Raw genomic sequence first — 25,197 nt, 5'->3', positions numbered from 1 at the left:
GGCAGGTGAGGGAGAAGACCATGTCTGATCTCGAGGCTCTCGCCCTCATCCTGACCGACCCCGGCGTCCGGCTGCTCATCGGGAACTCATCGCGGCGATCGTCCGCCTGGTGCTCACCGCGCTGTGCTGCACGATGTTCATCGTGAGCGACAACAAGTGGGCGCGCAACGCGGCACGCATCGGCCGCGCCTGGCGGCGGAAGAAGTAGCCTGCGCACGCGAAAGCGGCCCGGAGGAAACACCTCCGGGCCGCTCATCGTGGACGGGTCACCGCATCAGCGGATCTCCCGTCGGCGTCGCGTCCACAGCAGGCCGCCGAGGAGCATCAGGGCCAGGGCGACCACGGCTGCCGCCGTCCACACTGCTCCGTCAATGCCGGTCGTCGCGAGACCTTCGCCCGGCGCTCCCGTTCCCGGGGCCGCCGTCACCGTGAGGTCGGTCCTGGCGCGCTCGGCCCCGACAGCATCGGTCGCGACGATCGCGTGGGCCCCCGCAGCGGTCTTCGCGGGGATGGTGACCGTCACCATGGCCTCACCGGCGGCGGATGCCGTGACCTCGCCGATCTTGACCGGCTCGGAGTGCAGCCACAGCTGCACCACCTCGCCCGGCTCGAACCCGCGCAACTCCACGTTCAGGCTGGACCCCGCCCGGACCGAACCCACGGATGCTGCGAGCGACGCCTCGGTGACCGGCTTCGCCTTCTTCACCGTGAGCTCAGCACGCGCGAGTTCCGCGCCGGAGCCATCCTTGATGGTCATGGCGTGCTTCCCCGGTTCGGTGTCGGCCGGGATCAGCAGCGCGGTCTTCAGCGCGCCGTCCCCGTCGACTGCCGCATCCGTGAGCCGCACGTCACCGAGCCAGACCGTCACGGTCGAGCGCGGTGCGAAGCCCGACAGTGTGGCCTCGACCGTCTCGCCCGCCCGCACCGAGGCCGCACCGAGGTCCAGTGTCGGATCCGTCGCGGGCTCGCACTCGCTCAGGTCGTCGTCCGGACGCACCTCGGCGGCGTGCCCAGGCTTCGGCGCCGAGGTGCCGAACACGGCGAGCTCGGCGATCGCGGCGAACTGCGTCCCCGAGATCGATGAGGTCGCGGTGATCCGCACGTAGCGCGCGGAGACCGCATCGAAGGTGACCTCCTGCGCTCCGGCGATGTTCTTCCACTCGCCGGTGGTCACCGGGGTGAACGTCTCGCCGTCGGCCGACACGGCCACCTCGTACCCCTTGATCGGACCGTTCTGATTGGCCCCGCGGCGGGTGTACGCGATGCCGTCGACGGTCTCGGTCGAGCCGAGGTCGAGCGTCACCACGTGCGGATACGAGGTCGCATCCGTGCCGTACCGGCTGTGCCAGATCGTCGACGTGTCGCCGTCGAGCATGTTCGCCGCGCGGCCGTCTTCACCGTCGGTCTCCTCGGAGGAAGCCGTCGCCGTGATCTGTGCGTTCGGGATGCGGGCACGACTGGCAACCGTCGTCTGCTGCTGCGCGTTGACGGTGCGCACGTCGCAGTCGACGAGGTAGGTCGCCGCGATGCCGATGCCGACCGACGTACCGGCCGCATCCGCCGGGGCGGTGATCAACCAGTCGGTCGTCACGCTGTCGCCCGGCTCCACCTTCCCGAACACGTTGGCCGAGCCGTCGGCCACCTCGACCGTGTATCCCTTCGGAAGGTCGAGCTGCACGCCCACGTTCTCCGCGACGCTGTCCTCGCTGTTGGTGAACGTGGTGGTGAAGCCGGCCTGCGCTCCGGGGCTCAGCACCGCGGCGCCGCCCGAGACCGTCGCGCACGGCGTGCCGCCGACGGTCGGACCGAGGTCGGTCACGGTGAAGTCGTCGAGCACGAAGTCGACCTCCGGCCCGCTGATGCGCTCGAGCCCGACCCAGCTGTAGTCGCCGCAGCCGACGACCAGATCCTGACCGAACTCCTTCGTCTCCAGCGCCTGGGCGAGATCGGTGCGCCCGAGAACCGTGGACGCGACCTCACCACCGGCGACGACGTCGGTGCCGGTGACCCACCGATAGGCGCCATTCGCACCCAGCTGGTAGTCGAAGCCGATCCGGTAGGTGTGGCCCGCCTGCAGCGGCAGCTGCGTCGGATCGGTGCGGTACACGAGACCGTTGTTCTCGGCGTGCGACATCAGCGAGTGATCGCCGTTCACCGTGGAGTCGACAGCGAGTCCGGCGAGCGGCTGCCCGGCCGAGAACGGCTTGGCGGTGTTGCGCCAGTCGCTGCTCGCGTACGGATCGTGCCGTCGGGAGATGCTCGTGCGCGGGTCGGTGATGCCGCCGGCATCGCCCTTCACGAACGGTCCCCACCCCGCCTGGTTGCCCTCGAAGTCGTTCGAGTAGACGGTCCCCGACGCGTGCGCCGCACTGGTGTCGGTCATGATCCGCGCGTTGTCGATCCGCACCTTCGGCTTCCCGGCGGCTGCGGCGATCGACACGGTGACCTCTCCCGATTCCGGAGCCAGGAACGAGACGGATGCTCGCTGGTAATGCTGACCCGCCTTGGAATCGGCCGCGACGTAGTTGAACGTCGGCGACAGGTTCCACGTGCGGTCGACCGAGCCAGCCCCGGTGTCGACCGAGACCTTCACGTCACGCGTCGCGGTGGGGTCGATCTGCACCTGCGCGGAGAACGAATACCGTGAACCCGGCTTCAGCCCCGTGACCTTCTGCGAGATCGAGGATTCCGACGCCCCGAGCACGGCGATGTTGTCGCCGCGGGATGCGTTCTTCTGCGCGCCGAGATCGGTGCGCTCCAGCGACACATCGCCCTTCGGGTGCCACACGTCGAGCGAGCCCGAGTTGAAGCCCGGGTCGTCGAGTCCGGCGTCCCGGTAGTCGACGACAGCGCGCTCTGCGCCACCCTGCGGAACCACGATGTAGGCGACTCCCTTCTCACCGGTGAGCGAGATCTTCCCGTCGACGGCGTTCACGCTCCCCGTCTTCACACGCCCCTGGTCTCCGAGCTCGAAGACGTCGAAGGCGGTGTTGCCACTGAACGCGTCGGTCAGACCGAAGGTCTTCTCGCCGCCGGATGCCGAATAGAAGTACATCTTGTCGGCATCGACCGGTGACCCGGCATCCTCGTTCGACTCCAGCGACTGCCACGGCAGCAGGTAGGAGTCGCCGCGCAGGACGGTGGCGCCGTCCATGGTGACGACCCGCGTGCCGCCGTCGACGGTCGCGGTGACAGCATCCGTGAAGGTGGCCTTCTTGCCCGCCTCGTACGTGAGCAGATCGAAGTGCTGGAGGAACTTCGTGGGCAGGCTCTGGGTCCAGATGTTGCCGATGAAGCCGTCCCAGTTGCGGTTGCCCACCCAGCCCTCGGCGTCGACGAGCCGCTGCTGGCCGAGAAGCGCGTCATCGTTCCAGATGTCGGCTTGCCCGTTCTGGATGAACCGCACCATGGTCGAGTTGATGCCCTTGTTCGTCACCCCGCCGTAGCTGAGGTCATTGGGCCAGTGCGACCAGACCGTGCTGTCGACGAACTTGTCGCCCCATTCCGTCGCGACCTCGAGGTCCATGGCGTGCAGCTCATCCGCGAGCTCCTCCGCCACCCACCCGTTGGAGTAGTAGACGTCGATGTAGACGCCGCTGAGTCCCGGAACCTCGTCGCGCAGCTGCTGGAAGCGGTCGAGCACACGCCCGGAGCCGAGGTCGGCCTGCTGGTCGATGTAGTACGACTGGTCGAGCCAGTTCCAACCCGGCTTGTAGGGCGCTGCGCCGTCGATGATGGCCGAGTCGAACGCGTCGGCCTGCGGGTACATCTCGGTCGCGTTGACGTGCACGCTCATGTCGGCGTTGAGGGCTGCGCCTTCCTCGACGAGGTGGTTGAAGTCGTCCAGGCCTCCGGCGCGCTCGTTGTAGTTCCCGCCGTAGTCGGTGTTGGCCGAGTCATGGCCCTCGCTGCCGAAGCCCTTGTTGAGCACCCACTGGCCGAGGCCGTCGGTCTGGTTCGCGATGCGCTTGGTGTTGTCGAGCGTGAGGTCGAAGTAGTTCGTGGCGCTGGAGGCGAAGTTGAACGGGATGCGGCTGACCACGCGCTCCGCGACACGATCCGCGCCCAGGCGGGGCGTGTCGACCTCGCGGTAGCGGATCGCGGCGTCCTGCCAGTCGACCGTGTCGTCATCATTGCGGTCGGCGGTGAGGAGCACCGTCACCTTCGGCAGCTCGAACGTCTTCACCCGGCTGTCGACGGCAGTGGTGGGGTGGATCAGCCAGTCGCTCGATCCGATCTCGGCCGTGCGGCCCTCTGCTGCGGTGACCCGGGTGACGAGGCGGGTGTTCCAGGAAGCGGTTCCCTCGGATGCCTGCGTCGTGGCGTTCGTGATGACGCTGCCGACCAGGGCGCCGTTGCCGAGGAAGGCGAACGCGGCACCCTTCTTGCCGGTCGCCGTCGACGCGTCCACCGCGATGTGCTCGTCGGCGTTCTTCGTGCTGTCGGGACTGATCACGGTGCGGTCGAGCACCGCGCCGGCATCCGCTGCCTTCGTGGAGAGGAAGGCGTTGTCGGTCAGTCCGAGCGTGGTCACCGTGGCGCCACCATCGATGCCGGTCACCTCGAACTCGACCGTCCCCGCCTTCGTGACGCGGATGCTGCTGCGCACAGTGACGTCGACGCCGCGGAGCACCGAGACGTAGTCCACGCCGGTGGCCGAGGCTGTGGCGGTCGTGTCGGCGGCGTAGGCGATGCCGTTGACGGACCAGGTCTTCGCGGACGTGCGCTGACCCGCGATCTTCTGGTCACCGACGCGGTAGCCGGTGATCTGCGGGAAGTCCTTCGCCGCACTCACGGTCGTGCCACCGGCGGACAGGTCGTAGGTCTCGGGCGTCCCCGGCTCTCCCGGCTCCTCCGGGTCGACGACGATCGGCGGGAGCGTCTCGTCGGAGAGGATCTCGATCTCGCCGGCGCCGCCGCCCGTCGTGCCCTGGGCGTCGATCACCAGCAGGGCGACGTAGCGGCCGTCCTTCGCCGCGTCGAGGGCGATCCGCTGCTTCTCGTCGTTGGCCGTCGGCGCGTGGAGTGTCGCCGTGGCGGATGCTGCGCCCCAGCCGCCGTCCGCCGGCGAGGTCTCCGCGATCGCGGCGTCGTCGGTGACGTACACCTCGACGGTCTTTGCGGCGACGCTCTGCCCCTTCTTCACGGAGTAGTCGAGCGCCTTCACCGAGAGCGAGCGCTGCAGGTCGACGACGATCCAGTGCGGGAAAGGTGCGTTCGCGGAGTACCGCGACGTCCACTGCGTGCCGAAGTCGCCGTCGAAGGCGCCGAGCGCCGTGCCGTCGAGGGCAGGCGGCGCCGGGTACGGATCGGACTCACTCGACACGGCGTGCAGGCGATAATCCGCTTTCGGCACGGGGATCAGATCGGCCGCGTGCGCCGCCGGCGGCTGGGCGATGGCGCCGCCGAAGGCCAGCGTCGTTGCGAGCAACGAACTGACGACGACCGCGGGACGGGGAGATCGGGAAGGTTTCGACACGTCTTGCCTCTCGAACGAAGTGACGCGCGGAGACCAGACGCTCCGATGCGTCGCAGATGGGTTCATCGATCGAAGATCGATGTTTGCGCTATCACTCTAGATGGACGTGTGCTCTATTCTCAAGCGTTTTTCTCGGAGCGAGCGCAAACATCATCGGTCGCATGCCCGCACCGCCTCGCCGACGGGATGCGGGTTGAACCCGCCGAAGTCCTCACCGAAACCGGGAGCCAGTGTGACCACGGCGACGCCGACGACCTTGGCGCCGTAATGCCTGGCGCATCGAGGCCCCTCGAGAACCGAGTCACTCCCGGCCAGACCGAGCCTCTGCCTGAACCGGCAAGCGACACCGGTCGGTGCGACCGGGCGCTCGATATCGCGGTGGTCTTACGCTGGGCTCAGCCCTGCTCGAGGATCCACTCTGTGAAACCGGGGACAGTGAAAGACACGCGGCCGTGACGAGTCGCGTCGATGATGCCACGTCGCAGAAGACCATCACGTGCCATCGATATCGACTGCGTGGTGACCCCGAGGCGTGCGGCGATGTCCTCGCGCTTCACGTCACGACCGCCGAGCTCTGCGATGGCACTGAGCAGTTCCCGCTGCTTCGAGGAAGCACTGCGCCAGCGCGCCCTGAACAGGGTCTCCATATGAACCTCGACCTGCGGCAACGCATCAGCGATGTGCTGGGCCGTGATGGACGAGCCGGGGTCTGGGTATCCCGCGGTCTTCCACGTCTCATCGCCGATGAGCTGAACCTTGTATGCGTAGCCTTTCGCCTCCCTGACGGCCACCTGCAGCGCCGGTCGCCCCCAGGAGACCCCGAGCGTGTGGGCGGGGTCGGCCAAAGCAGTAACCACTCCCCCGCTATCAAGTCCGAACACTTCCGAGAAATCGAACCGCTCGCTGAATGTGACGGCCGAGTTGATGTGATCCTGGCTGCCGGGCAGACCCACCGTGAATAGCCCAGAGGGAACCCGGCTGGGAGAGCTCTTCATCTCCTGCCATGCATTCGCGATCGCTCTCAGACTGGGCTTGTCCGCAGACTGGATCTCGTCGACGAGGATGACCAACCCGTTCCCACCTTCGTCCAGGAGCGCCCGGGTGACGTTCACGAACGCTGCGATGAACGCCTTGCCGGACGATGCGGAGGCGGTGACGGCGTCCTTCTTCTTCGGCTTCACCGTGATTGAACCCTTCATCACGCCGGCGTTCAGCGTGAGAGTGGCGCTGTCGATGGAGTTGAGAACATCGGCGGCCTTCGATGCGGGGACGAGCTTGCGCATCTCGTCGAGAACGGTCAGCAGGAGGTTCTCGTCTTGGTTGGCGGTGACCCAGATGGCTGCGATCCCGTGCCGGGCGAAGATCCGCTCCGCCTCACGTAGCAGGGACGTCTTCCCCACGCCGCGCGCGGCGTAGTCGACCCGGACCCGCGCGATGAACTATAAGGATGGGCCACAACTTTCTTCGCGCGGTCTGTCCTTATACCTCTACCGAAGTATAAGGACGGACCGCGAGCCGACGACTCCTACGCCGCACTACTGCGCGGGGCCAGGCTCGACCGCTGTAGCCTCAGGACCCGATGAACTCTTCCGTCTCGCCGAAAGTCGGCTCCTCGCGGATCTCGACGGAGTCGCCGAGCCCGTCGGTGTCGAGCACGACGAGCTCGTTCCGCCCCGCGCGCCACAACGGCGCCGGTGCGTAGAGCGTCTCCTGCGGACCGACCTTCCAGTACCGGCCGAGGAGGAAGCCGTTCAGCCAGACCAGCCCCTTCGTCCCGCCGGGGAACGCCAGCCACGCGTCGAGCGGCTCCGCGACGTCGAACTCGGCGACCGCGAGGCCATCGCTCCCCGCCGCGTCCTTGTCGCTCGCGCCGGCATCCGCCACAGGCACCTCCTGCGGGATGACCCGATGCGTCCAGCCGTTGACCAGACGACGACCGATCATCACCCCGCGCATGATGCCCTTGCCCTCACCGAGGTACGGGCCGTAGTTGATGCGCCCGAGGCTCTCGACGACGATCGTGAGCTGAGCGTCCTGTCCGGTGCCGGGCAGCGCCACCGACGTCTCGCCGTCTCGGTCGAGCACCCCGAGTCGCTGATCGCCGAGGAACACCACCGCGCGGTCATGCAGACCATCGACGGTGAGGACCGAGTCGGCCCGGAACGAGACCGTGGCCGAGTAGGCGACCAGCCCGTCCTCGGCGCCGAGCTGCTCGAAGGTCGCCGGGCGCGGGATGACTTCCCCGGCGATCGGGAGCGTGCCCACCACTTCGAGCAGCGACGCCTGTCGCACGAGAGGCGCGGATGCTGCCGCCTGTCGGCGCGGCGGCGCCGGGATCGCAGGCAGCTCCTGAGCATGGAAAGGAGCGAACATCTCCCGCAGCGCAGGGAACTTGTCGTTCAGCGTGCCGTCCTCGCCGATGGGTGCGTCGGAGTCGTAGCTCGTGACCGTCGGCTGCAGCACGCGGTCGTGATTCGCGCCGTTCCACAGCCCGAAGTTCGTGCCGCCGTGGGCCATGTACAGACTGACGGAGCCTCCCGCCTCGAGCAGTTCGCCGACCGTGCCGCCCATGCTCGCCGCAGAACGCACGTGATGCCGCTCGCCCCAGTGATCGAACCAGCCGCCCCACAGCTCGCTGCACATGAGGGCGTCGCCGCGGCGCCGCAGCTCCAGGGCCGCGGGCACGCCGGTGCCGAACGTGAAGGTCGCCATCGCTCCCGGCACGCTGCCGTGCTCGATCATGTCGGCCGTGATGCCGTCGGCCGTCGTCAGCATCTCCACCATTCCGCGGCGACGCAGACCGTCGCGCAGGTGCGCGAGGTAGGCGGCGTCGCTGCCGAAGGACCCGTACTCGTTCTCCACCTGGACGGCGACGATCGGCCCGCCGTATGCGGCCTGCAGCGGCACGAGGCGCGGGATGAGGGCGTCGTACCAGGCGTCGACGGCCGCGAGGAAATCGGAGTCGCTCGTCCGCAGCGCGGCAATCCGAGCGGACAGCCAGAACGGCAGCCCTCCGTTCGACCATTCCGCGCAGATGTACGGGCTGGGACGGATGAAGACGTCGAGTCCGACCTCGCCGGCGATCCGGATGAAGCGTTCGATGTCCTGCCATCCGCCGAACCGGATGTCACCCTCGACCCGTTCGTGGAAGTTCCAGGCGACATAGGTGTCGACCGTGTTCGCGCCCATCGCGGCGAGCCGGCGCAGGCGATCCTCCCACTGGTCCGGATGCACGCGGAAATAGTGGATCGACCCGGCCAGGATGCGATGGGTCGCTCCGTCGCGAACGATCTCGCCGTCACGCCAGGTCAAGGCGGGTTCGGCGATCATCGCGGCGGATGCCGGGTCGGCGACGGCGAGGGATCGGCCGTCGGCAACCGAGGCGAGAAGGTCAGGCATAGCGCTCCAAGCACGAGTGTTTGCGTTCACATTATCGCACCACGGGCGATGCCGCTTCCTGATTTTCCGCCGATTGATCGCTATCATTGCTACATGTCTCCCCGCCGCCCCAAAGACGATCGCGCCCCGAGCCAGGTCGACGTCGCCACGCTCGCCGGTGTCTCGACGCAGACCGTCTCCCGGGTGATGTCGGGCCAGGGCAACGTACGGGCAGACACCGCCCGCAGGGTACTGGCTGCCGTCGAGGAGCTCGGCTACCGTGTGCACGCCGCCGCGGCATCCCTCGCCTCCGGACGCACCAGGGTCCTGGGCGTGATCGTGGTCTCGACCGACCGCTACTCGTCCGCCGCCCTGGGTGTCGGCATCCAGCAGGCGGCGGCCGCCAACGGCTACACCGTGACGACCGCCGCGGTGGCCGATCACGCGTCAGCCGATTCTTTCCTCGAGGCCTTCGACCGCCTCGAGCGTCAGGGCGCCGAGGGGATCATCCTCGGCGTGCCGGTCGAGCTCGACAGTCCCGCGATGCGGGCACGCACCGAACGCACCCCCGCCACACGCAGCGAGCGGACCTCACTCGACGAAGACGCCCCTCTGGCCGTCGACCAGCGGGCGATCGCCCGGCTGGCCGTCGAGCATCTGCTCGACCTCGGGCACTCCACCGTCTGGCACGTCTCCGGCGACGAGTACTGGACCGAGACGCAGCAGCGGAGCGAGGCGTGGGAGGAGACCCTGCGCGACCGCGGCATCAAGCCCCCGCCCGTCATCCCCGCCGACTGGACCCCCGAGTCGGGCTACCGCGCCGGACGGACCATCGCGGCCATCCCCGAGGTGACCGCTGTCTTCGTCAGCAGCGACGAGATGGCGTTCGGCCTGATCCGCGCCCTGCACGAGGCCGGGCGCAGCGTTCCCGACGACGTCTCCGTCGTCAGCGTCGATGACATCGCCCTCGCCGCCTACGCCTCTCCCGCTCTCACCACGGTGCGACAGCCGTTCGAGGCGATGGGCCGCGCGGCGGCGCTCCGCCTCATCGCGCAGATCGAGGGGCACGAAGCCCTCGGCGACGTACCGTCGACCGACCCGCAGCTGATCGTGCGCTCGTCCACTGCGGCGCCGCGCACCGCGTAGCGCCGAGCCTCAGCCGCCGTCGCCCGCGCTCCCGAGCTCTTCCGCTCTGGCGTGCTGTGCCCGGAAGGCAGTCGGGGGAACACCGGTCTTCCGGGCGAAGATCCGGGAGAAGAACGCGGGGTCCGCGTACCCGACCGACGTGCTGATCTCCTGCACCGACAGGGCCGTCTCGGCGAGCAGGGAGGCAGCCCTCTCGATCCTGGTCGTGACGACGAAGTCGTGCGGCGCTCGCCCGGTGGCTGCCCGCACGATGGATCGCAGCTCGGGCACCGTGAGTCGCAGGTCTTCGGCGCGCTCCGCGAGCGACAGGTCTTCGGCGGCACGCTCGCGCAGCGCCGCCACCACCCGATCGGCGGGCTCGGCGTCGTCATCCGCGACGAATGCCTCGGCGGCGGCGAAGGCGAGAAGTCGCTGACAGATCGCGGATGCGCGGAATCGCGCATGACGGGCCGTCGAGCCGAGCGCCTCACGCAACTCGCCGAAGAGGGCAGCGAGCTCACCGGGCATGCCTCTGACCGCGATCACCGCTCCGCCACGACGCAGGATGCCGAGATCGGCGAGTGCGTGCACCAGAGCTCCGTCGAACAGGAGCCAGTGCTCGGTCCAGCCTGCCGCCGAGGGGCCGTAGCCGTGGATGCGTCCGGCCTGCACGCTGATCAGCGCCGGCGCCACGATCGCGTGTTCCGATCCGTCCTGGTCGACGAAGGTCCCGGAGCCGCGGCTGACGAAGACGAGCGCGTGGCTCTCGAGCCGCCGTCCCCGGAATCCGGTCATCGCGTTGCTCTGCTCGCCCGCACCGCGGCAGACGAGCCCGTGGTCGCGCAGCAGCGGGTGCGCGGTGGCGTAGGCGGCCCAGTTCGACGTCGACAAAAGTCCAACCGGTGTCGGGGACGGGTCCATGGACTCGGCGAAGGCCTGAGATGATGATGGATGCATGCTCACCTCCAATGGTTACGTGCTTGACGATAGTCCATCCCGGCTGTCCCGTCTCGTGCCGGTTCCCTCGGGTGAGCGTGACGATCGTGATGCGCTCTGGAAGCGGTTGCGCCGCGACGGATACCTGTATCTCACGGGCCACCTCGACCCGGCCGAGGTTCTGGAGTTCCGCCGGTACTACTTCTCCACGCTCGCCCCTGCCGGGGTGATCGCCCCGGGTTCCGACCCCGCCGAAGCGGTCGCCGCCGACGGCGACATCGATCGAGGCGCCTACCGCCGGCTGCTGTTCGACGAGATCGTGCCGGGGCCGCAGTACGAGGCGCTCTGCCGTGCGCCGCGCATCGCGGACTGGTTCGGATGGCTCCTGGGGGATGACGTGCACCTGCACCGCCGCAAGATCATCCGACACACGAAGCCCGGCGAGACCGGCATCGGCACGGCGACCCAGGCGCACTACGACCTGGTCTACCTCCGTGAAGGCAGCGACCGCGTGCTGTCGATGTGGATTCCGCTCGGCGACGTCCCCGTCGAACGCGGCGGCCTGGCCTACCTCGAGGGAAGCCACCGGCGCGTCATGGCCGAGGAAGCCGCGGGCACGCTTCGCCACCCCGCCGCCTCGATCACCGCCGACCTTCCGTCACTCGCCGAGGAGTACGATTCCCGCTGGCTGGTCACCGACTACCGCGCGGGCGATGTCGTGGTGCACTCGGCGCACATCGTGCACGCCGGCCTCGACAATGTGGATGCCGCGGGACGGATGCGGCTGTCCACCGACATCCGATATCAGCGGGCGACCGAGCCGATCGATTGGCGCTGGCAGGAGCACTGGCACGACCAGGACGGCCTCTGACCGGTCCCGACCACGCGCGTCACCAGCGTCCGCGCCGACGCTCCCACTCGTCTTCGATCGTGCGACGCCGGGCCACGATCCCCGCCGGAATCGACAGCACGAGCACAGCTGCCACGACGAAGATCGGCACCTGCCACCCGGCGGTCGTCTCGTGCAGCATCCCGATCAACAGGGGGAAGACGGCGGCGATCGCGTAGCCGATGCTCTGCACGAAGCCACTCAGTGCGACGGCGCTCTCCGGCGTGCGTGCGCGGATGCTGAGCAGCACGAGACTCAGCGGGAACATGATCGCCGAGAGTCCGAAGATGCCGACCCACAGCGGCAGCGCCATGGTCGGCGCGAACAGGAATCCGGCCAGACCCACGAGCCCGCCGACGACGCCGACGAAGAAGAGCGGACGAGTCGCCTGATACTTCACCACCAGGATCGGGACGACCATCGAGCACGGAAGCCCGACGAGCGCGAACAGGGAGAGCAGCAGGCCGGCGGTGGCCGGGGTGACTCCGCCGATGTCGACGAGCATGGTCGGCATCCACGCGAACGAGACGTAGGCCATGGTCGACGACGTGCCGAACACGAGCGCCAGCGCCCAGGCGAGCGGCAGCCGCCACAGCCGGGCGAAGTACCGCGGGTTCGCCGGCGCGGTCGCGATGGGACCGGTCGCGACCGCCACGGCATCCTGGATGTCGTGGCGTCCGTCGGTGGGGTCGATGTCGTCGGGCTCGTCGGGCTCGACCGGCGCGACCATCGGGCTGTTGCGCTCGCGGAGCAGCAGCGCCACCCAGGGCACCAGCGCGACGGCGGCGACGACGCCCCACATGCCGAGCGAGACCCGCCAGCCCAGCGAATCGGCGACCGGAACGGCGACGAGCGGCGGCAGGAACGTCGAGACCGCGAGCGTCGTCGAATACACCGTCATCATCAGGCCGATGCGGTCGGGGAAGTACTTCTTCACCAGCGGTGGCAGCAGCACGTTGCCCGAGCCGACTCCGGCGAACACGAGGGCGGTCGAGGCCAGGAGACCCACCGACTCGCCCGCGAAGCCTCGCAGCAGCATCCCCGCCGCCATCAGCGCGATGGCGGTCACGGCAACGCGTTCCAGCCCGAACCGCCGCTCGAACAGCGGCGTCAGCAGGCCGAAGACCGCGAAGCACACCGGCGGCGCGGCGCCGATCAGCCCGATGACCACCGGCGGCACCGGGAAGTCCTCGGCGACGTGGTCGATCACCGGCGACAGCGACGCGACGGCCGACCGCAGCGAGAACGCGACCAGTACGATCCCGATGAGCGCGAGCGCCCTGCCCTGCCAGAGTGGCCGGGCGGTCACGAGGTCTGCGACCCCTCCACCCACGCCAGGTATTCATCGGTGACCGTGCCGGTGACATAGCGGCCGTCGAAGCAGCTCATGTCGAGTTCGGTCAGCGCGGAGCCCTCGATGATCGCGGCCTTGAGGTCTTCGACCTCCTGGTACACCAGGTGGTCGCAGCCGAGCTCTTCGGCGATCTCCGGGATCGTCCGGCCGTGCGCGATCAGCTCCTGACGCGACGGCATGTTGATGCCGTAGACGTGCGGATGCCGCACCGGCGGCGCCGCCGACGCGAAGGTCACCGAGGTGGCTCCGGCATCCCGAGCCATCTGGATGATCTCCTTCGACGTCGTGCCGCGCACGATCGAGTCATCGATCAGCAGCACGTTCTTGCCCTGGAACTCGGTCGACATGGCGTTGAGCTTCTGGCGGACGCTCTTCTTGCGCACCGCCTGCCCGGGCATGATGAACGTGCGTCCGACGTAGCGGTTCTTGTAGAAGCCCTCGCGGTATTCGATGCCGAGCTTGCGGGCGACCTCCATCGCAGCGGGGCGCGACGAGTCGGGGATCGGCATGACGACGTCGATCTTGTCCATCGGCACATGCTTCGCGATCGTGTCGGCGAGCCGGTCGCCCATGCGCAGTCGCGACTCGTACACCGAGATGCCGTTCATGACGGAGTCGGGGCGGGCGAGGTACACGTACTCGAACGCGCACGGCGCGAGCTGCGCCTCGGGGGCGCACCGCTTGCTGAACATCTCGCCGTCGTTCGTGATGAAGACGGCCTCGCCGGGCTCGACCTCGCGGACGACCTCGTAGTCGCCGTTCTCGAGCACGAGCGACTCGCTGGCGACGACCCACTCGTCGCGGCCTTCGGCCCCGGCGACGGTCGAGGGACGACGACCGAGGATGAGCGGACGGATGCCGAACGGGTCGCGGAACGCGAGCAGGCCGTACCCGGCGATCACGGCGATCACGGCGTATGCGCCCTCGATGCGCGCCTGCGTGCGGGTGACCGCCTCGAAGACGCGCTCGGAGTCGAGATCGACGGCCGAGGTCGTGGCCTGCAGCTCGCCGGCGAGCACATTGAGCAGCAACTCGGTGTCGCTCGAGGAGTTGAGGTGGCGGCGGTCGCGCTTGGCCATGTCGGCGGTGAGCTCACGCGTGTTGGTGAGGTTGCCGTTGTGGATGAGGATGATGCCGTACGGCGCGTTCACGTAGAACGGCTGCATCTCCTCCTCGTTCGACGCGGTGCCCTTCGTGGCATAGCGCACGTGACCGAGGCCGACGTTGCCGAGCAGTGCCCGCATGTCGCGGGTGCGGAAGGCCTCGCGGACCATGCCCTGCGCCTTCGCGTTGTGCATGACGCCGTTGGTCTCCGCCGTGGCGATTCCCGTCGCATCCTGGCCGCGATGCTGCAGCAGCAGGAGCGCGTCGTAGATGTCCTGATTGACCGGGGCTGACCCCACCATTCCGACGATGCCGCACATGGGCTCTTAGTTCACTCCGTCCGCGTATGCACCGACGAGGCGCACCGCTCCGCCGTCGACGCCCTTGGCGCCCTGTTCGAAATCTCCTGCCGGACGCGCACCGAAACCGACGGTGCCGACCTGCCACGACGGCATGCCCTCCGCGTTCAGCGCCGCGATCGCGGCATCCTTCTTGTCCGCCGCGATCACGGCGAGGAATCCGATGCCGAGGTTCCAGGTGCCCTCGGCGGACTCCAGCGTGGAACCGGCGATGTCGCTGAGCACGCGGAAGACCGGGCTCGGCGACCACGTGCTGCGGTCGACCTCTGCCCAGCTGCCCTGCGGAAGGACGCGGGCGAGGTTCGCGGCGATGCCGCCGCCGGTGACGTGGCTGAGCGCATGGACGGCCTGGGTCCCTGAGCCCGTCGACGGGCCCAACGCGTCGATGAGACGCAGCAGCGGCGACGTGTAGAGGCGGGTCGGCTCGAGCAGAGCCTCGCCCCAGGTGGTGCCGAAGTCAGCCGCATTGTCGGCGTAGGAGATGCCGGCGCCGGTGATGATGTGGCGCACGAGGGAGTAGCCGTTGGAGTGGAGTCCGCTGGATGCGATCGCGAGGACGACGTCGCCGTCCTGCACGCGTTCCGCGCCGAGGATCGCGTCGGCCTCGACGACACCCGTCGCCGCACCGGCGACGTCGTAGTCGCGCGGGCCCAGCAGACCGGGGTGCTCCGCAGTCTCGCCGCCGACGAGGGCGGTGCCCGTGGCCGCGCAGGCCTCGGCGATGCCGCGCACGATGTCGGCGATGCGCTGCGGGAACACCTTGCCGCACGCGATGTAGTCGGTCATGAAGAGCGGCTTCGCGCCCACGACCACGATGTCGTCGACGACCATGCCGACCAGGTCTTGCCCGATCGTGTCGTGCTTGTCGATCGCCTGCGCGATCGCGACCTTCGTGCCCACGCCGTCGGTGCTGCTCGCGAGCAATGGGCGACGGAAGCCGAGGAGCGCACTGGCGTCGAACAGGCCGGCGAACCCGCCGACACCGCCGAGCACTTCGGGGCCGTGCGTCGCGCGCACGGAAGACTTCATCAGCTCGACGGCAAGATCACCTGCAGCGGTGTCGACGCCGGCTTCGGAATAGGGATTGGTGGGGGAGGCAGCCACGCTTCCAGCCTACCGCCCGCAGCGGGTCCGGCTCGTCCCCGCGGCATCCGACCATGGTGGATCAAAGATGCTGCGGAATCGGCCTCGCGATCTGCATTTGTGATCCAGCCTGGGCCGGGGAGCGGAGGCAAGGCATCCGAGGTGTTGTTCCAGTAGCGTGGGGCCATGGCCGACAAGCCGCAGTGGCTCATCCGCGAAGACGCGAGCGTTCCCGTGCTCGTCGCGCTCGCGCTGCGCCAGACCCTCGGGATCCGGGCGCCGGAAGACCTCCCGAGCCTGCGCGAGCTCTCGGTGCGGGCGCCGGATGCCGCCGACGCCTCGGACGCCATCGAGGCGCAGTGGCGGTCGTACTGGGACATGACGGTCGAGCCGCGCGCGCACCCGGCGGACGGGCCCCTCGAGCTCATCGACGGCTTCGACACCCTGGTCGCCCTGCCCGCCACCGGCGCGGAGGAGCTCACCGAGGCGATCGCCCCGCACGGGGAATCCGCACTCCGCTACGCGCGGGCCGCGCACGACAGGTACGTGAACTCGATGAAGAGCCACACCGGCGGCGACGCCTACCGCGCCTACGCGAGCGCCATCGCCGAGTTCGAGCGCGAGGTCGGGCGGCGCGCGCACTCCTTCGAGCTGAACGTGCAGGTGCTGCCGTTCTCGCAGCGCGGCATCTGGTGGATCGGCGCGCTCACCGTGGCCGTGACCGACGGGATGCGGCGTGACGTCGTGGCGTTCGACGCCGGGATCCGTCCGATCATCGCCGAACTGGCGTAGCGGCGTCGGCCGAACTAGTCGACCTCGACGATGGTCTCGCGGTCGACCCGCACGACGCGGTCGTGACGGCGTGCGACCCGTTCGAGGATGAGCCCTGTGACGCCGCCGAGCGCGATGCCGATCGGCACCGTCCACAGCAGCAGGAACCCGAACACCTGGCCGGGCGGGTAGACGACGTCGAGAGCCTGCGACTCCTCGAAGCTGCCGATCCAGGTCAGGATGCCGGCGGCGATGATGCCGACGACCACGCCGATGCCCATGAACACGCCGTACCGCGGCACGTGACGCACGGTCGCCTCGACGGTCTGGTGGGAATCGGTGGGGGCCATGACTCCATTCTCCCACCGTTCCTCGCAGCGCGGCACCCGGGCCTGCCCGGCGGACCCACCTGCAGGCACGAGCGACGGTTGCAGGTCGAAATCGTCGACTTCGACCTGCAACCGTGATCCGGACCTGCATTCGTCCCGCTGCCGGGCCGATCGAGCTCAGGCCTCGGCCGCGACCTCGCCCGCGGCGCTCTTCACGCTGCGGCGACCGATCAGCACGCCGCCCGCGCCGACCAGCGCGACGACGAGTCCACCGACGATCCACGGCCATACCGGCGCACCCTCCGTGGTCACCGGTGCCGTCACGGCGGTGACCGCGGCGGCCGCATCCGAATCGGACTCGTCCTCGGCCGGAGCCGCGACGCCGCAGTCGGCGTTCACCGGGATGGACGCGGTGACCGGGTCGAGCGCCTCGCCCGCGGCGTAGGTGCCGAAGGCCGCAGCGCCCGCCTCGGTGAGGGTGGTGGGCACGGCGTCGAGCGACAGCACCCCGTCGACGACGGCGGCGTCTCCGAGCGCGAACTCTGCGAGCCGCACGCCCTTCTGGTCGACGCTCGTGCCGTCCTGCGTGGTGCCCGTGACATCGAACACCAGGTAGCCGGTGTCGCCGGCCAGCTCGACGCGCGCGTTCGCCAGTGTCGTGTTCAGCGCACCCTCGTGGCCGGTGAACGCGATGCTGCCGCCGTAGGTGACGAGCCCCGTGAGGGTCTTGTCGTCGAAGGAACCGGCACCGCCTTCCCACACGTAGTCGGGGTACTGGTAGGCCACGTCCGTGAGCGTCCATCCGCCCTTCGCGATGCCCTCGATGTAGGTGCGGAACGATTCCTTGTAGCCCCACATGAGCGTGGCACCCTCGACCGTGCACGAACCGATCGCCGTGGCGGCGCGCGTCAGAGTGAACGCGAGACCTCGGTCGACCGAGCCCTGCAGCGTGAGGGTGTGCGCACCGTCTTCGAGCCCGGCGGGCAGGGTTCCCGACCAGGTCGCGACGCCATCAGCATCCGCCGTCACCGTGTCGAGCAGCACCGGAGTCGAGTACACGACGACCTGGATGCCCTCTTCGTTCGGTGCGAAACCGGAGGCGGAGAAGGTCGCCGCCTTGCCGGACTCGAGCGCGGCGAGGTTCTTCTCGTCGATCTCGATCCCGTCGCTCGCCGGCGGGGCAGCCGGGAGCGTCTTCTTGACCGTGACGGATGCTGCCGCCACGGTGCCCGTCGTCCCCGACGGCGCCGCCGCCACGGAGCCGATCGTGAAGGAGACCGGGTTCAGCGTCGTGGAGTTGCCCGACAGCACGCGGTCGCGTCCGGCATCCGTCAGCGTCGCCGGCGCCGCGGAGTAGGTGACCGCTCCGTTCGCGGTGATGCGGGCGGCGCGGGTCAGGTCGAGGGTGGCGAATGCCACCTGGGCGCCGCCGCTCGTGACGTACAGGGTCGCGGCACCGGCGGAGGCGATGCGGATCTGCGGGTTCGAGACCGTGACGTCGAGCAGGCCGTGGTGCCCGGTGAAGCGTACAGAGCCGCGGTACACGACGCTGCCGCGCCCGGACTTCGCGTCGAAGTCGCCGCCGACGGTCTGCCCGAACTGGAACTGGCCGCCCGAGCGGGTCGCACCGTTCGAGACGGCGATGGCGCCCTGGGCGATCGGGCCCGTGACGTAGTTCGTGAACGACGAGGAGATCGCCCAGCGGAGCGAGCCGCCCGGCACGGCGGCGGGCGGGGTCACGGGCTTGGTCGGCGTCGTGGGCTCCTCGGGCTTCTTGCCGAGCAGGGCGTCCCACTGCGCCGTCGTGACCGTCACGGCCGCGCGGGCGAGGATCGTGTCGGCGTTCGGCATCGTGTGCTGCTTCCACACGATCACCTCATAGGTCTTCGTCCGGTCGAGGCCCTTCGCGGCGGCGGTCAACTCGATCGAGAACGCCCCGTCCGAGATCGAGCGCACGTACTGCATCGCGAGGAACCCGCCGCCCGCGGTGACATCCGCCTCGGTTCCGGTCTCGATCAGCGCGACATAGGCACCCGGTACCGCGCCGAGCTTCGACCCGGCGGCGCTGACCGTGAGGCCGTCCTTCGCGGTCGCCGCCTTCACGGTCGTCGAGACCGTGGGCGTGGCCGGGAACAGCACTCCCCAGTCGGCGTCGCTGATCGCGACAGCCCCGCGGGCGAGGATCGTGTCGGCGTTCGGCATCGTGTGCTGCTTCCACACGATCACCTCGTACGTCTTCGCGCGGTCGAGCTTGTCGACGGTCGCCGTCAGGTCGACGCTGAACGCGCCACCAGAGATGCCGCGCACGTACTGCATCGCGAGGAAGCCGCCGCCCGCGGTGACATCCGCCTCCGTGCCGGTCTCGATGACGGCCGCGTACACGCCGGTCGCCGCCCCGAAGTTCGTGCCTGCGACCGTGGCGGTGATGCCCGGCGACGCCGTCGCGAGGGCTGCGGAGATCGCGACCTTCGGTGCGACGGAGTAGTTCAGTGCGACGCTGCGCTCCTGGTCGGCGTTGACGACGCCGCCGGCGCCGTACGTGAAGACACCGTAGGAACCGGGGGATGCCGCGGCATCCTTCAGCGTGAGCGTCGCCTGGAACGTGCCATCGGCGGCGATGTCGACCCACTGCGCGCGGATCGCGCCCTGATACTGCGCAGGAACCTGGTTCAGCACGCCCTCCGAAAGCGCCCATGCCTGCGATGCGACCGAACGGGTCGACGACGCGGCACCGGTCGACGGCTGCCAGGCAGACCCGAAGTTGCCGAACACGACGTAGGTGCCCTGCGGGAGGTTCGAGGGGATCGGCACACCCCGGCCACCCACGTTGGCGGTCGGGTCGTAGCCCGAGCCCCGGACGACGATCTTGTCGCCGGCCTTCAGCGCCTTGTCCGCGGCGGGCGTCGTACCGTCGGCGAGGAACACCGAGAGAGACGCGGATGCCGGAGGGGTGCCGGGGTCGGTACCGGGGTCAGTCCCAGGATCGGTTCCCGGGTCGGTGCCGGGATCGGTTCCCGGGTCGGTCCCCGGGTCAGTGCCCGGGTCAGTCCCCGGATCGGTTCCGGGATCGGTTCCTGGATCCGTCCCCGGCTCCGCGCCGAAGACGGCATCCCACTGCTGCACGGTGATCCCGACGTCGCCCCGCGCGTAGATCGTGGTCGCGTCGGGGTTGGAGTGCTGCTTCCAGATCAGCACCTCGTAGACCTTGGTGCGGTCGAGCGATGCGGCGGGTGCGGTGAGCGAGAAGGAGCTCGCCCCTGCGCTGACCGTCGGGAACGGCATCGCGAACGCGGCATATCCCCCTCCGGCCGAGATCGAGCTCTCGGTGCCCTTCACGATCAGGGCGGCGTACGCGCCGGCCACATCGGGAAGACCGGATGCCTGCACCTGCACTGTCACGCCGGAGGCCGACGCGCTGGTGACGGTCGCGCTGACGCTGCCGTCGGCGGCGTGCGCGGGGACCGCGACGACGGCACCCGCGGCGATGAGGAAGAGGGAGACGAGGGCGGCGACCAGCACGCGGATGCGGCTGCTCGCTCGGGGGGCTATGGCTGTGTCGTTCACGGGTTCTCTCCGGACCCCGGGGCACGCGGACACGCGCGCCGGCGGTGCCGCAATGCAGTCGGGCGAAGGGATGGGGATTGGTTAGGCTTAGCTAACAAGCCGATGGTCCCGAGCGTAGAGCGCCCAGCCGAGAGGCGTCAAGTTTTAGGTTAGCCTTGCCTTATGCGTCGCGCTCTCGCTCTCCTCCTCGCCGCCGGTCTCGCTCTGGGACTCGCGGCCTGCGCGCAGCCGGGCGCGACCGCAGCGCCGGCCTCCGAACCGGCGGACGCGTGCCCCCAGGCATCCGTTCCCCTGGCCTCCCTCGACGTCGTCGACGACGTGCGGAAAGTGACGGGCGGGTCCACGGCCTGCCTGTCGAGCCACGCGATCGAGCCCGTCGACGACGACACTGCCCCGAAGCTCCCCGTGTCGGTGACCGACAGCGAGGGCAGGGAGATCGAGATCGCCGATGTCGATCGCATCCTGCCGATCGACATCTCCGGCACCATCGCCTCGACCGTGTTCGCTCTCGGGCTCGGCGATCAGGTCGTCGGCCGCGACTCCTCCACCGGCTTCGCAGGAACCGAAGACCTGCCCGTCGTCACGAAGAGCGGCCATTCCCTCAACGCGGAGGCCATCCTCGAGTTGGCACCGACCGTGATCCTGACCGACACCACGATCGGCCCGAAGGAGATCCGCCAGCAGCTGCGGGATGCCGGCATCGCCGTGGTCGTGATCTCCAGCGACCGCCGCCTCGACACGACCGACGCGCTCGTCACCGAGATCGCGGCTGCGCTCGGCGTCCCGAGTCGCGGCAAGGCACTCATCGAGCGACTGGACGCGGGCGTCGCGACCGCCCTCGCCGAGATCGCCGAAGTGGTCCCTCCGGCCGAGGAAGACCGCGCGCGCATGCTGTTCCTCTACGTGCGCGGCAGCGCCAACGTCTACTACATCTTCGGCGAGGACTCCGGAGCGGACTCCCTCATCGACGCGGTCGGCGGCATCGACGTCGCAGGCGAGATCGGCTGGGAGGGCATGAAGCCGATGACCGCCGAAGCCCTCGTCGCCGCACGCCCTGACGTGCTCGTGATGATGACCGACGGCCTCGAATCGGTCGGCGGCATCGACGGTCTCATCGAGCGGATCCCGGCCGTCGCCGAGACGCCGGCCGGGGCGAACCGCCGCGTGATCGATATGGCCGACAGCGAGATCCTCAGCTTCGGACCGCGCACCGCCGACGTCATCAGCGCGCTCGCCCGCGCCCTGTACGCCCCCGAGACCGCGAAGTGACGTCAGAGGTCGTCACCTCGACACCCACCCGGCATCGCGGCCTGCGTTTCACTCTGGTGACGGGCGGCCTGCTCGTCGCGCTCGCGATCACGTGCGTCGCATCGATCACGAGCGGCCAGTACGACCTGTCGCCATCCGCCCTCGTCGGAGTGCTGCTCAAGGGCATCGGCATCGACACCGCCTGGGCGCCGACCGCGTCGACCGACTACGGCGTGATCAACAATCTGCGGATGCCGCGGCTCGTGCTCGGGCTCCTCGTCGGGGCGGCGCTGGCCGTCTCGGGCGTGCTCATGCAGGCGATCTTCGGCAACCCGCTGGCGGATGCCGGAGTCGTCGGCGTCTCCTCCGGCGCGGCGCTCGGCGCGGCGGCGAGCATCACCTTCGGACTCGCGACGTTCGGGATGTGGACCACCCCGGCCTTCGCATTCCTGGGCGGGCTGATCGCCGTGCTCTCCGTCTACTTCATCAGCCGCTCCGGAGGACGCACCGAGGTCGTGACGCTGCTCCTCACCGGCATCGCGATCAACGCCATCGCCGGAGCGGGCATGGCGTTCTTCACGTTCCTCGGCTCGACGTCGACGCGCGAGCAGATCGTGTTCTGGCAGCTGGGATCGCTCAACGGCGCTCTGTGGCAGAACATCCACCTGGTCGCGCCGCTGGTCGCCGTCGGCGTCGTCGCGGCCCTGATCGTCGCACCGAGCCTCGACCTCTTCGCCCTCGGCGAGCGCACCGCCCGGCACCTCGGACTGAACGTCGAACTGCTGCGGATGGTCGTGATCGTCACGGTCGCGATCCTCGTCTGTGCGGCCGTCGCGTTCGCCGGGATCATCGGGTTCGCCGGCCTCGTCGTACCGCACCTGATGCGCATGCTCATCGGACCGGCGCACCTGCCGCTCGTCATCGCCTCGGCACTCGGTGGAGCCCTGCTCATCGCCGTCGCCGACCTCGTCGCCCGCACCGCCGTGCCGCTGGCCGACCTGCCGATCGGCATGATCACGTCTCTCGTGGGCGGGCCGTTCTTCCTGTGGCTGCTCGTGCGCACGCGTCGCCGCTCGGGGGGCTGGGCATGACCGTGCGCCTGCGCGGCGACGGCCTCACCGTGCGGGTCAGCGAAGGGCGCGCGATTCTCGAGGACGCATCGATCGAGATCCACGACGGAGAGATCCACGCACTGGTCGGCCCGAACGGCGCGGGCAAGACCACGCTGTTCGGCGTGCTCGCGGGCGATGTCGCCGCCCAGGAGGGCACGGTCGAGATCGACGGGCGGCGGATCGGTGGCGTGCGCGCCCGGGCCCTCGCCCAGCAGCGGGCCGTGCTCCTGCAGGAGAACACGGTCACGTTCCCGTTCAGCGCCGAACAGGTCGTGCGCATGGGACGCGCACCCTGGGCGCGCACACCCGCTGCGGACGACGACGACGTCGTGGTGGCATCGGCGATGGAGCAGACCGAGGTGACCGCGCTGTCGGCCCGTGCGGTGACGTCGCTGTCGGGCGGCGAGCGCGCCCGCGTCGCCCTTGCCAGGGTGATCGCGCAGAGCACCGGCATCCTGCTGCTCGACGAGCCGACCGCGGCGCTCGACCTCAAGCATCACGAAGACGTCATGCGTCTGATCAGGGCCAGGGCGGATGCCGGCGTGGCCGTCGCGATCGTGCTGCACGATCTGAACGCCGCACTCGCACACGCCGACCGCGTGACGCTGCTGTCGGACGGATGCGTGGTGGCGTCCGGGCCGCCGGCCGAGGTGCTCACCGCGCCGCGCATCGAGGAGGTCTACGGTCAGGCGGTCGACGTCTTCCCGCACCCGGTCACGGGGGTTCCGCTGGTGGTGGCTCGGCGCTGAATCCGGTCTCGAAGTCGCGTCCGGCCGGGCTCAGACACCCGGGCTCAGACGCCCGGCAGCCCGTCGCCGACGAGAGGGAGCCCGTCGTCGTCGAACGCGACACCCTCGGCGATCAGCCGTTCCTTCGCCGCGTGATGCACCACCCCGCGCCGGGGTGGATCGAACTCGAGGAGCTCGAGCAGAATGCCCCTCGTCACGTTGGCGTGCTTCGCGACCTCGATCCGCACGCCCCAGAAGCGGTCCTGCGCGAAGCGGGCCAGAGCTGCTTCGTCCGCGGCCGGGTTCATCGCCGCGACCGCGCGGATCCCCTGGTTCGGGTCGATCGCGAGCAGGGCGAAGTCGTCGGGCGTCCGCGCAGCACGCGCCAGCGCGTAGCGGCGCTCCTCATCGGCGATCTGCTCGGGCGTCTTGCGCTTTCCCATCGCGGTCCCTTCGTCGTCTACGGCCGCAACGGCAGGACGCCGAACAGGTCGGCCCGCGTGCCGGACGCGTGGATGCGGCCGGCAGTCGCGGCATCCTCCCACGCCTCCTCGCCCGTCGACACGGCGATCCAGGTCGCGGCATCCATCTCCACGACGTTCGGCGGAGTGCCGCGGGTGTGCCGCGGACCCTGGATGACCTGCACGGCGCCGAACGGCGGCACCCGCACCTCGACGCTGTTGCCCGGGGCCTTCTCGTCGAGCAGCTGCAAGAGGTATCGCACGGCGGTGGCGAGATCGGTCCGCTGCGGCTTCTCGCCCGCGGCATCCGCCTTCCGCACGGCGTCGAGGGCCGAGCGGCCGGCGATCGTATCGATCCTGCGGGAGGGCATGCGATCCAGGGTACGCGGCCGGTCGCGCGTGCGCCCCGCAAGGACATTCGCGCTTCACAAGGACGGATACCGCGAATCCGGCCGTGCGAAGCGCGAAAGGCCGAGCCCCGCGCCCGTCAGCGGGCATAGGCTCGAGTCGATGAGCCCCGATCCCGACACCCTGCATGGCGCCCGCGCCGAGCTGCTCGCAACCGCGCAGCGCAGCGACGGGTGGACGCGGGGATTCCCGGCCGTGTTCGACGGCGCCCATCCGGCATCCGTCCTGATCCTGTTCGGCCGCCTCGACAGCATCCCCGCCGAGAGCGACGACCTGACCGTGGCCGCCGACCTCGATGTGCTGCTGCAGCGCCGCGCTCCGACGCTCTCCTCGCACCCCGGGCAGGTGTCGTTCCCCGGCGGGCGCAGCGAATCGACGGATGCTGATGCTGTGGCCACCGCGCTCCGCGAGGCCGAGGAGGAGACGGGGCTCGACCCGGCCGGCGTCGAGATCCTCGCGACTCTGCCGGAGATCCCGCTGGCCGCGAGCAACCACCTCGTCACCCCGGTGCTGGCATGGTGGCGGTCGCCGTCCCGGGTCGTCGCGGTCGATCACGCCGAGACCGTCGAGGTGTTCCGGGTGCCGGTCGCGCAGCTGCTCGATCCCGAGACGCGGTTCACCTCGACGCTGCACCGGCTCGGTCAGACGTTCAAGGGCCGGCCTTCGACGTCGACGGCACGATCGTGTGGGGTTTCACCGCCATGGTGCTCGACGCGCTCTTCACGGCGGCCGGCTGGACGGTGCCCTGGGACGAATCGGTCGAGCGTCCGATCGAACTCTGACCCGGGAGCGGTGAACAACTCCTCCAATCCGTGACCAACCGCTGTCGAAAGCCCGCTTTCGGGCCCGGTCGGCCACTTTCTGGAGGA

The 25,197-nt window shown here is 69.4% G+C and carries 17 protein-coding genes and 1 pseudogene; 7 read left to right on the top strand and 11 right to left on the bottom strand.

Annotated elements, in window-relative coordinates; all coding sequences use genetic code 11:
- Window positions 1-274 precede the first annotated feature (274 nt).
- The 3 genes from V5D55_RS08705 to V5D55_RS08695 all read right to left on the bottom strand — a co-directional run bounded on the left by V5D55_RS08705 (window position 275) and on the right by V5D55_RS08695 (window position 8,878).
- Entirely contained in the window at window positions 275-5,479 is a 5,205-nt protein-coding gene (locus tag V5D55_RS08705) for an endo-alpha-N-acetylgalactosaminidase family protein (protein ID WP_435749005.1), read from the bottom strand.
- Window positions 5,480-5,874: 395 nt separating this feature from the next.
- Entirely contained in the window at window positions 5,875-6,879 is a 1,005-nt protein-coding gene (locus tag V5D55_RS08700; RefSeq protein ID WP_435749004.1) for a hypothetical protein, read from the bottom strand.
- Window positions 6,880-7,048: 169 nt separating this feature from the next.
- A complete protein-coding gene (locus V5D55_RS08695) occupies window positions 7,049-8,878 on the bottom strand; it encodes a glycoside hydrolase family 35 protein (protein WP_435749003.1) in 1,830 nt (609 codons plus the stop codon).
- Between the two features lie 93 nt (window positions 8,879-8,971).
- Between V5D55_RS08695 and V5D55_RS08690 the strand changes: the two genes are divergently transcribed.
- On the top strand, window positions 8,972-10,003 hold the full coding sequence (locus tag V5D55_RS08690) for a LacI family DNA-binding transcriptional regulator (RefSeq protein ID WP_435749002.1): 1,032 nt from the start codon (window positions 8,972-8,974) through the stop codon (window positions 10,001-10,003).
- Window positions 10,004-10,012: 9 nt separating this feature from the next.
- Here the strand turns inward: V5D55_RS08690 and V5D55_RS08685 are convergent, their stop codons facing one another.
- Window positions 10,013-10,939, bottom strand: a complete 927-nt coding sequence (locus tag V5D55_RS08685; RefSeq protein WP_435749276.1) for a helix-turn-helix domain-containing protein — start codon at window positions 10,937-10,939, stop codon at window positions 10,013-10,015.
- Between V5D55_RS08685 and V5D55_RS08680 the strand changes: the two genes are divergently transcribed.
- Window positions 10,938-11,789: a phytanoyl-CoA dioxygenase family protein gene (locus V5D55_RS08680; RefSeq protein ID WP_435749001.1), complete on the top strand. Its 852-nt coding sequence runs from the start codon at window positions 10,938-10,940 to the stop codon at window positions 11,787-11,789. The genes V5D55_RS08685 and V5D55_RS08680 overlap by 2 nt on opposite strands.
- 19 nt (window positions 11,790-11,808) lie before the next feature.
- On the opposite strand, the gene V5D55_RS08675 is transcribed toward V5D55_RS08680, so the two are convergent.
- Genes V5D55_RS08675 through purM form a run of 3 tightly spaced genes read right to left on the bottom strand, consistent with a single transcriptional unit; the run spans window position 11,809 to window position 15,728 of the window.
- Window positions 11,809-13,116 (bottom strand): MFS transporter, encoded by a 1,308-nt coding sequence (locus tag V5D55_RS08675; RefSeq protein ID WP_435749000.1) that lies wholly within the window; start codon window positions 13,114-13,116, stop codon window positions 11,809-11,811.
- The gene (purF, locus tag V5D55_RS08670; protein WP_435748999.1) at window positions 13,113-14,585 is read right to left on the bottom strand and encodes an amidophosphoribosyltransferase; all 1,473 of its coding nucleotides are present in this window, start codon (window positions 14,583-14,585) and stop codon (window positions 13,113-13,115) included. The genes V5D55_RS08675 and purF overlap by 4 nt, the downstream gene beginning before the upstream one ends.
- 6 nt (window positions 14,586-14,591) lie before the next feature.
- The gene (purM, locus tag V5D55_RS08665; protein ID WP_435748998.1) at window positions 14,592-15,728 is read right to left on the bottom strand and encodes a phosphoribosylformylglycinamidine cyclo-ligase; all 1,137 of its coding nucleotides are present in this window, start codon (window positions 15,726-15,728) and stop codon (window positions 14,592-14,594) included.
- Between the two features lie 165 nt (window positions 15,729-15,893).
- Here purM and V5D55_RS08660 point away from each other — a divergent pair, with 165 nt between their 5' ends.
- Complete coding sequence (locus tag V5D55_RS08660) at window positions 15,894-16,499, top strand: zinc-binding alcohol dehydrogenase (RefSeq protein ID WP_435748996.1); 606 nt, start codon at window positions 15,894-15,896, stop codon at window positions 16,497-16,499.
- Window positions 16,500-16,513: 14 nt separating this feature from the next.
- On the opposite strand, the gene V5D55_RS08655 is transcribed toward V5D55_RS08660, so the two are convergent.
- Both V5D55_RS08655 and V5D55_RS08650 read right to left on the bottom strand, forming a co-directional pair.
- Complete coding sequence (locus V5D55_RS08655) at window positions 16,514-16,828, bottom strand: potassium transporter Trk (RefSeq protein WP_435748995.1); 315 nt, start codon at window positions 16,826-16,828, stop codon at window positions 16,514-16,516.
- Between the two features lie 156 nt (window positions 16,829-16,984).
- The gene (locus V5D55_RS08650) at window positions 16,985-20,371 is read right to left on the bottom strand and encodes an HtaA domain-containing protein (RefSeq protein ID WP_435748994.1); all 3,387 of its coding nucleotides are present in this window, start codon (window positions 20,369-20,371) and stop codon (window positions 16,985-16,987) included.
- A gap of 162 nt (window positions 20,372-20,533) precedes the next feature.
- On the opposite strand from V5D55_RS08650, the gene V5D55_RS08645 reads away from it, so the two are divergent.
- The 3 genes from V5D55_RS08645 to V5D55_RS08635 are packed head-to-tail and all read left to right on the top strand — an operon-like array spanning window position 20,534 to window position 23,480.
- Window positions 20,534-21,640: a heme/hemin ABC transporter substrate-binding protein gene (locus tag V5D55_RS08645; RefSeq protein WP_435748993.1), complete on the top strand. Its 1,107-nt coding sequence runs from the start codon at window positions 20,534-20,536 to the stop codon at window positions 21,638-21,640.
- Window positions 21,637-22,710: a FecCD family ABC transporter permease gene (locus V5D55_RS08640; RefSeq protein ID WP_435748992.1), complete on the top strand. Its 1,074-nt coding sequence runs from the start codon at window positions 21,637-21,639 to the stop codon at window positions 22,708-22,710. The genes V5D55_RS08645 and V5D55_RS08640 overlap by 4 nt, the downstream gene beginning before the upstream one ends.
- Complete coding sequence (locus V5D55_RS08635; RefSeq protein WP_435748991.1) at window positions 22,707-23,480, top strand: heme ABC transporter ATP-binding protein; 774 nt, start codon at window positions 22,707-22,709, stop codon at window positions 23,478-23,480. The genes V5D55_RS08640 and V5D55_RS08635 overlap by 4 nt, the downstream gene beginning before the upstream one ends.
- Before the next feature lie 44 nt (window positions 23,481-23,524).
- On the opposite strand, the gene V5D55_RS08630 is transcribed toward V5D55_RS08635, so the two are convergent.
- Both V5D55_RS08630 and V5D55_RS08625 read right to left on the bottom strand, forming a co-directional pair.
- On the bottom strand, window positions 23,525-23,902 hold the full coding sequence (locus V5D55_RS08630) for a hypothetical protein (protein WP_435748990.1): 378 nt from the start codon (window positions 23,900-23,902) through the stop codon (window positions 23,525-23,527).
- Window positions 23,903-23,919: 17 nt separating this feature from the next.
- Complete coding sequence (locus V5D55_RS08625) at window positions 23,920-24,291, bottom strand: sterol carrier family protein (RefSeq protein WP_435748989.1); 372 nt, start codon at window positions 24,289-24,291, stop codon at window positions 23,920-23,922.
- Window positions 24,292-24,430: 139 nt separating this feature from the next.
- Between V5D55_RS08625 and V5D55_RS08620 the strand changes: the two are divergent.
- A pseudogene (locus V5D55_RS08620) lies at window positions 24,431-25,110 on the top strand (NUDIX hydrolase).
- Window positions 25,111-25,197: the final 87 nt, after the last annotated feature.

Origin of the sequence: Microbacterium sp. PMB16, assembly GCF_051294855.1 — a bacterium.
In the GTDB taxonomy this organism is placed as follows: Bacteria; Actinomycetota; Actinomycetes; order Actinomycetales; family Microbacteriaceae; genus Microbacterium.
Note: the sequence above shows the minus strand (reverse complement) of the source record. Positions and strands in the feature narration are given on the sequence as shown.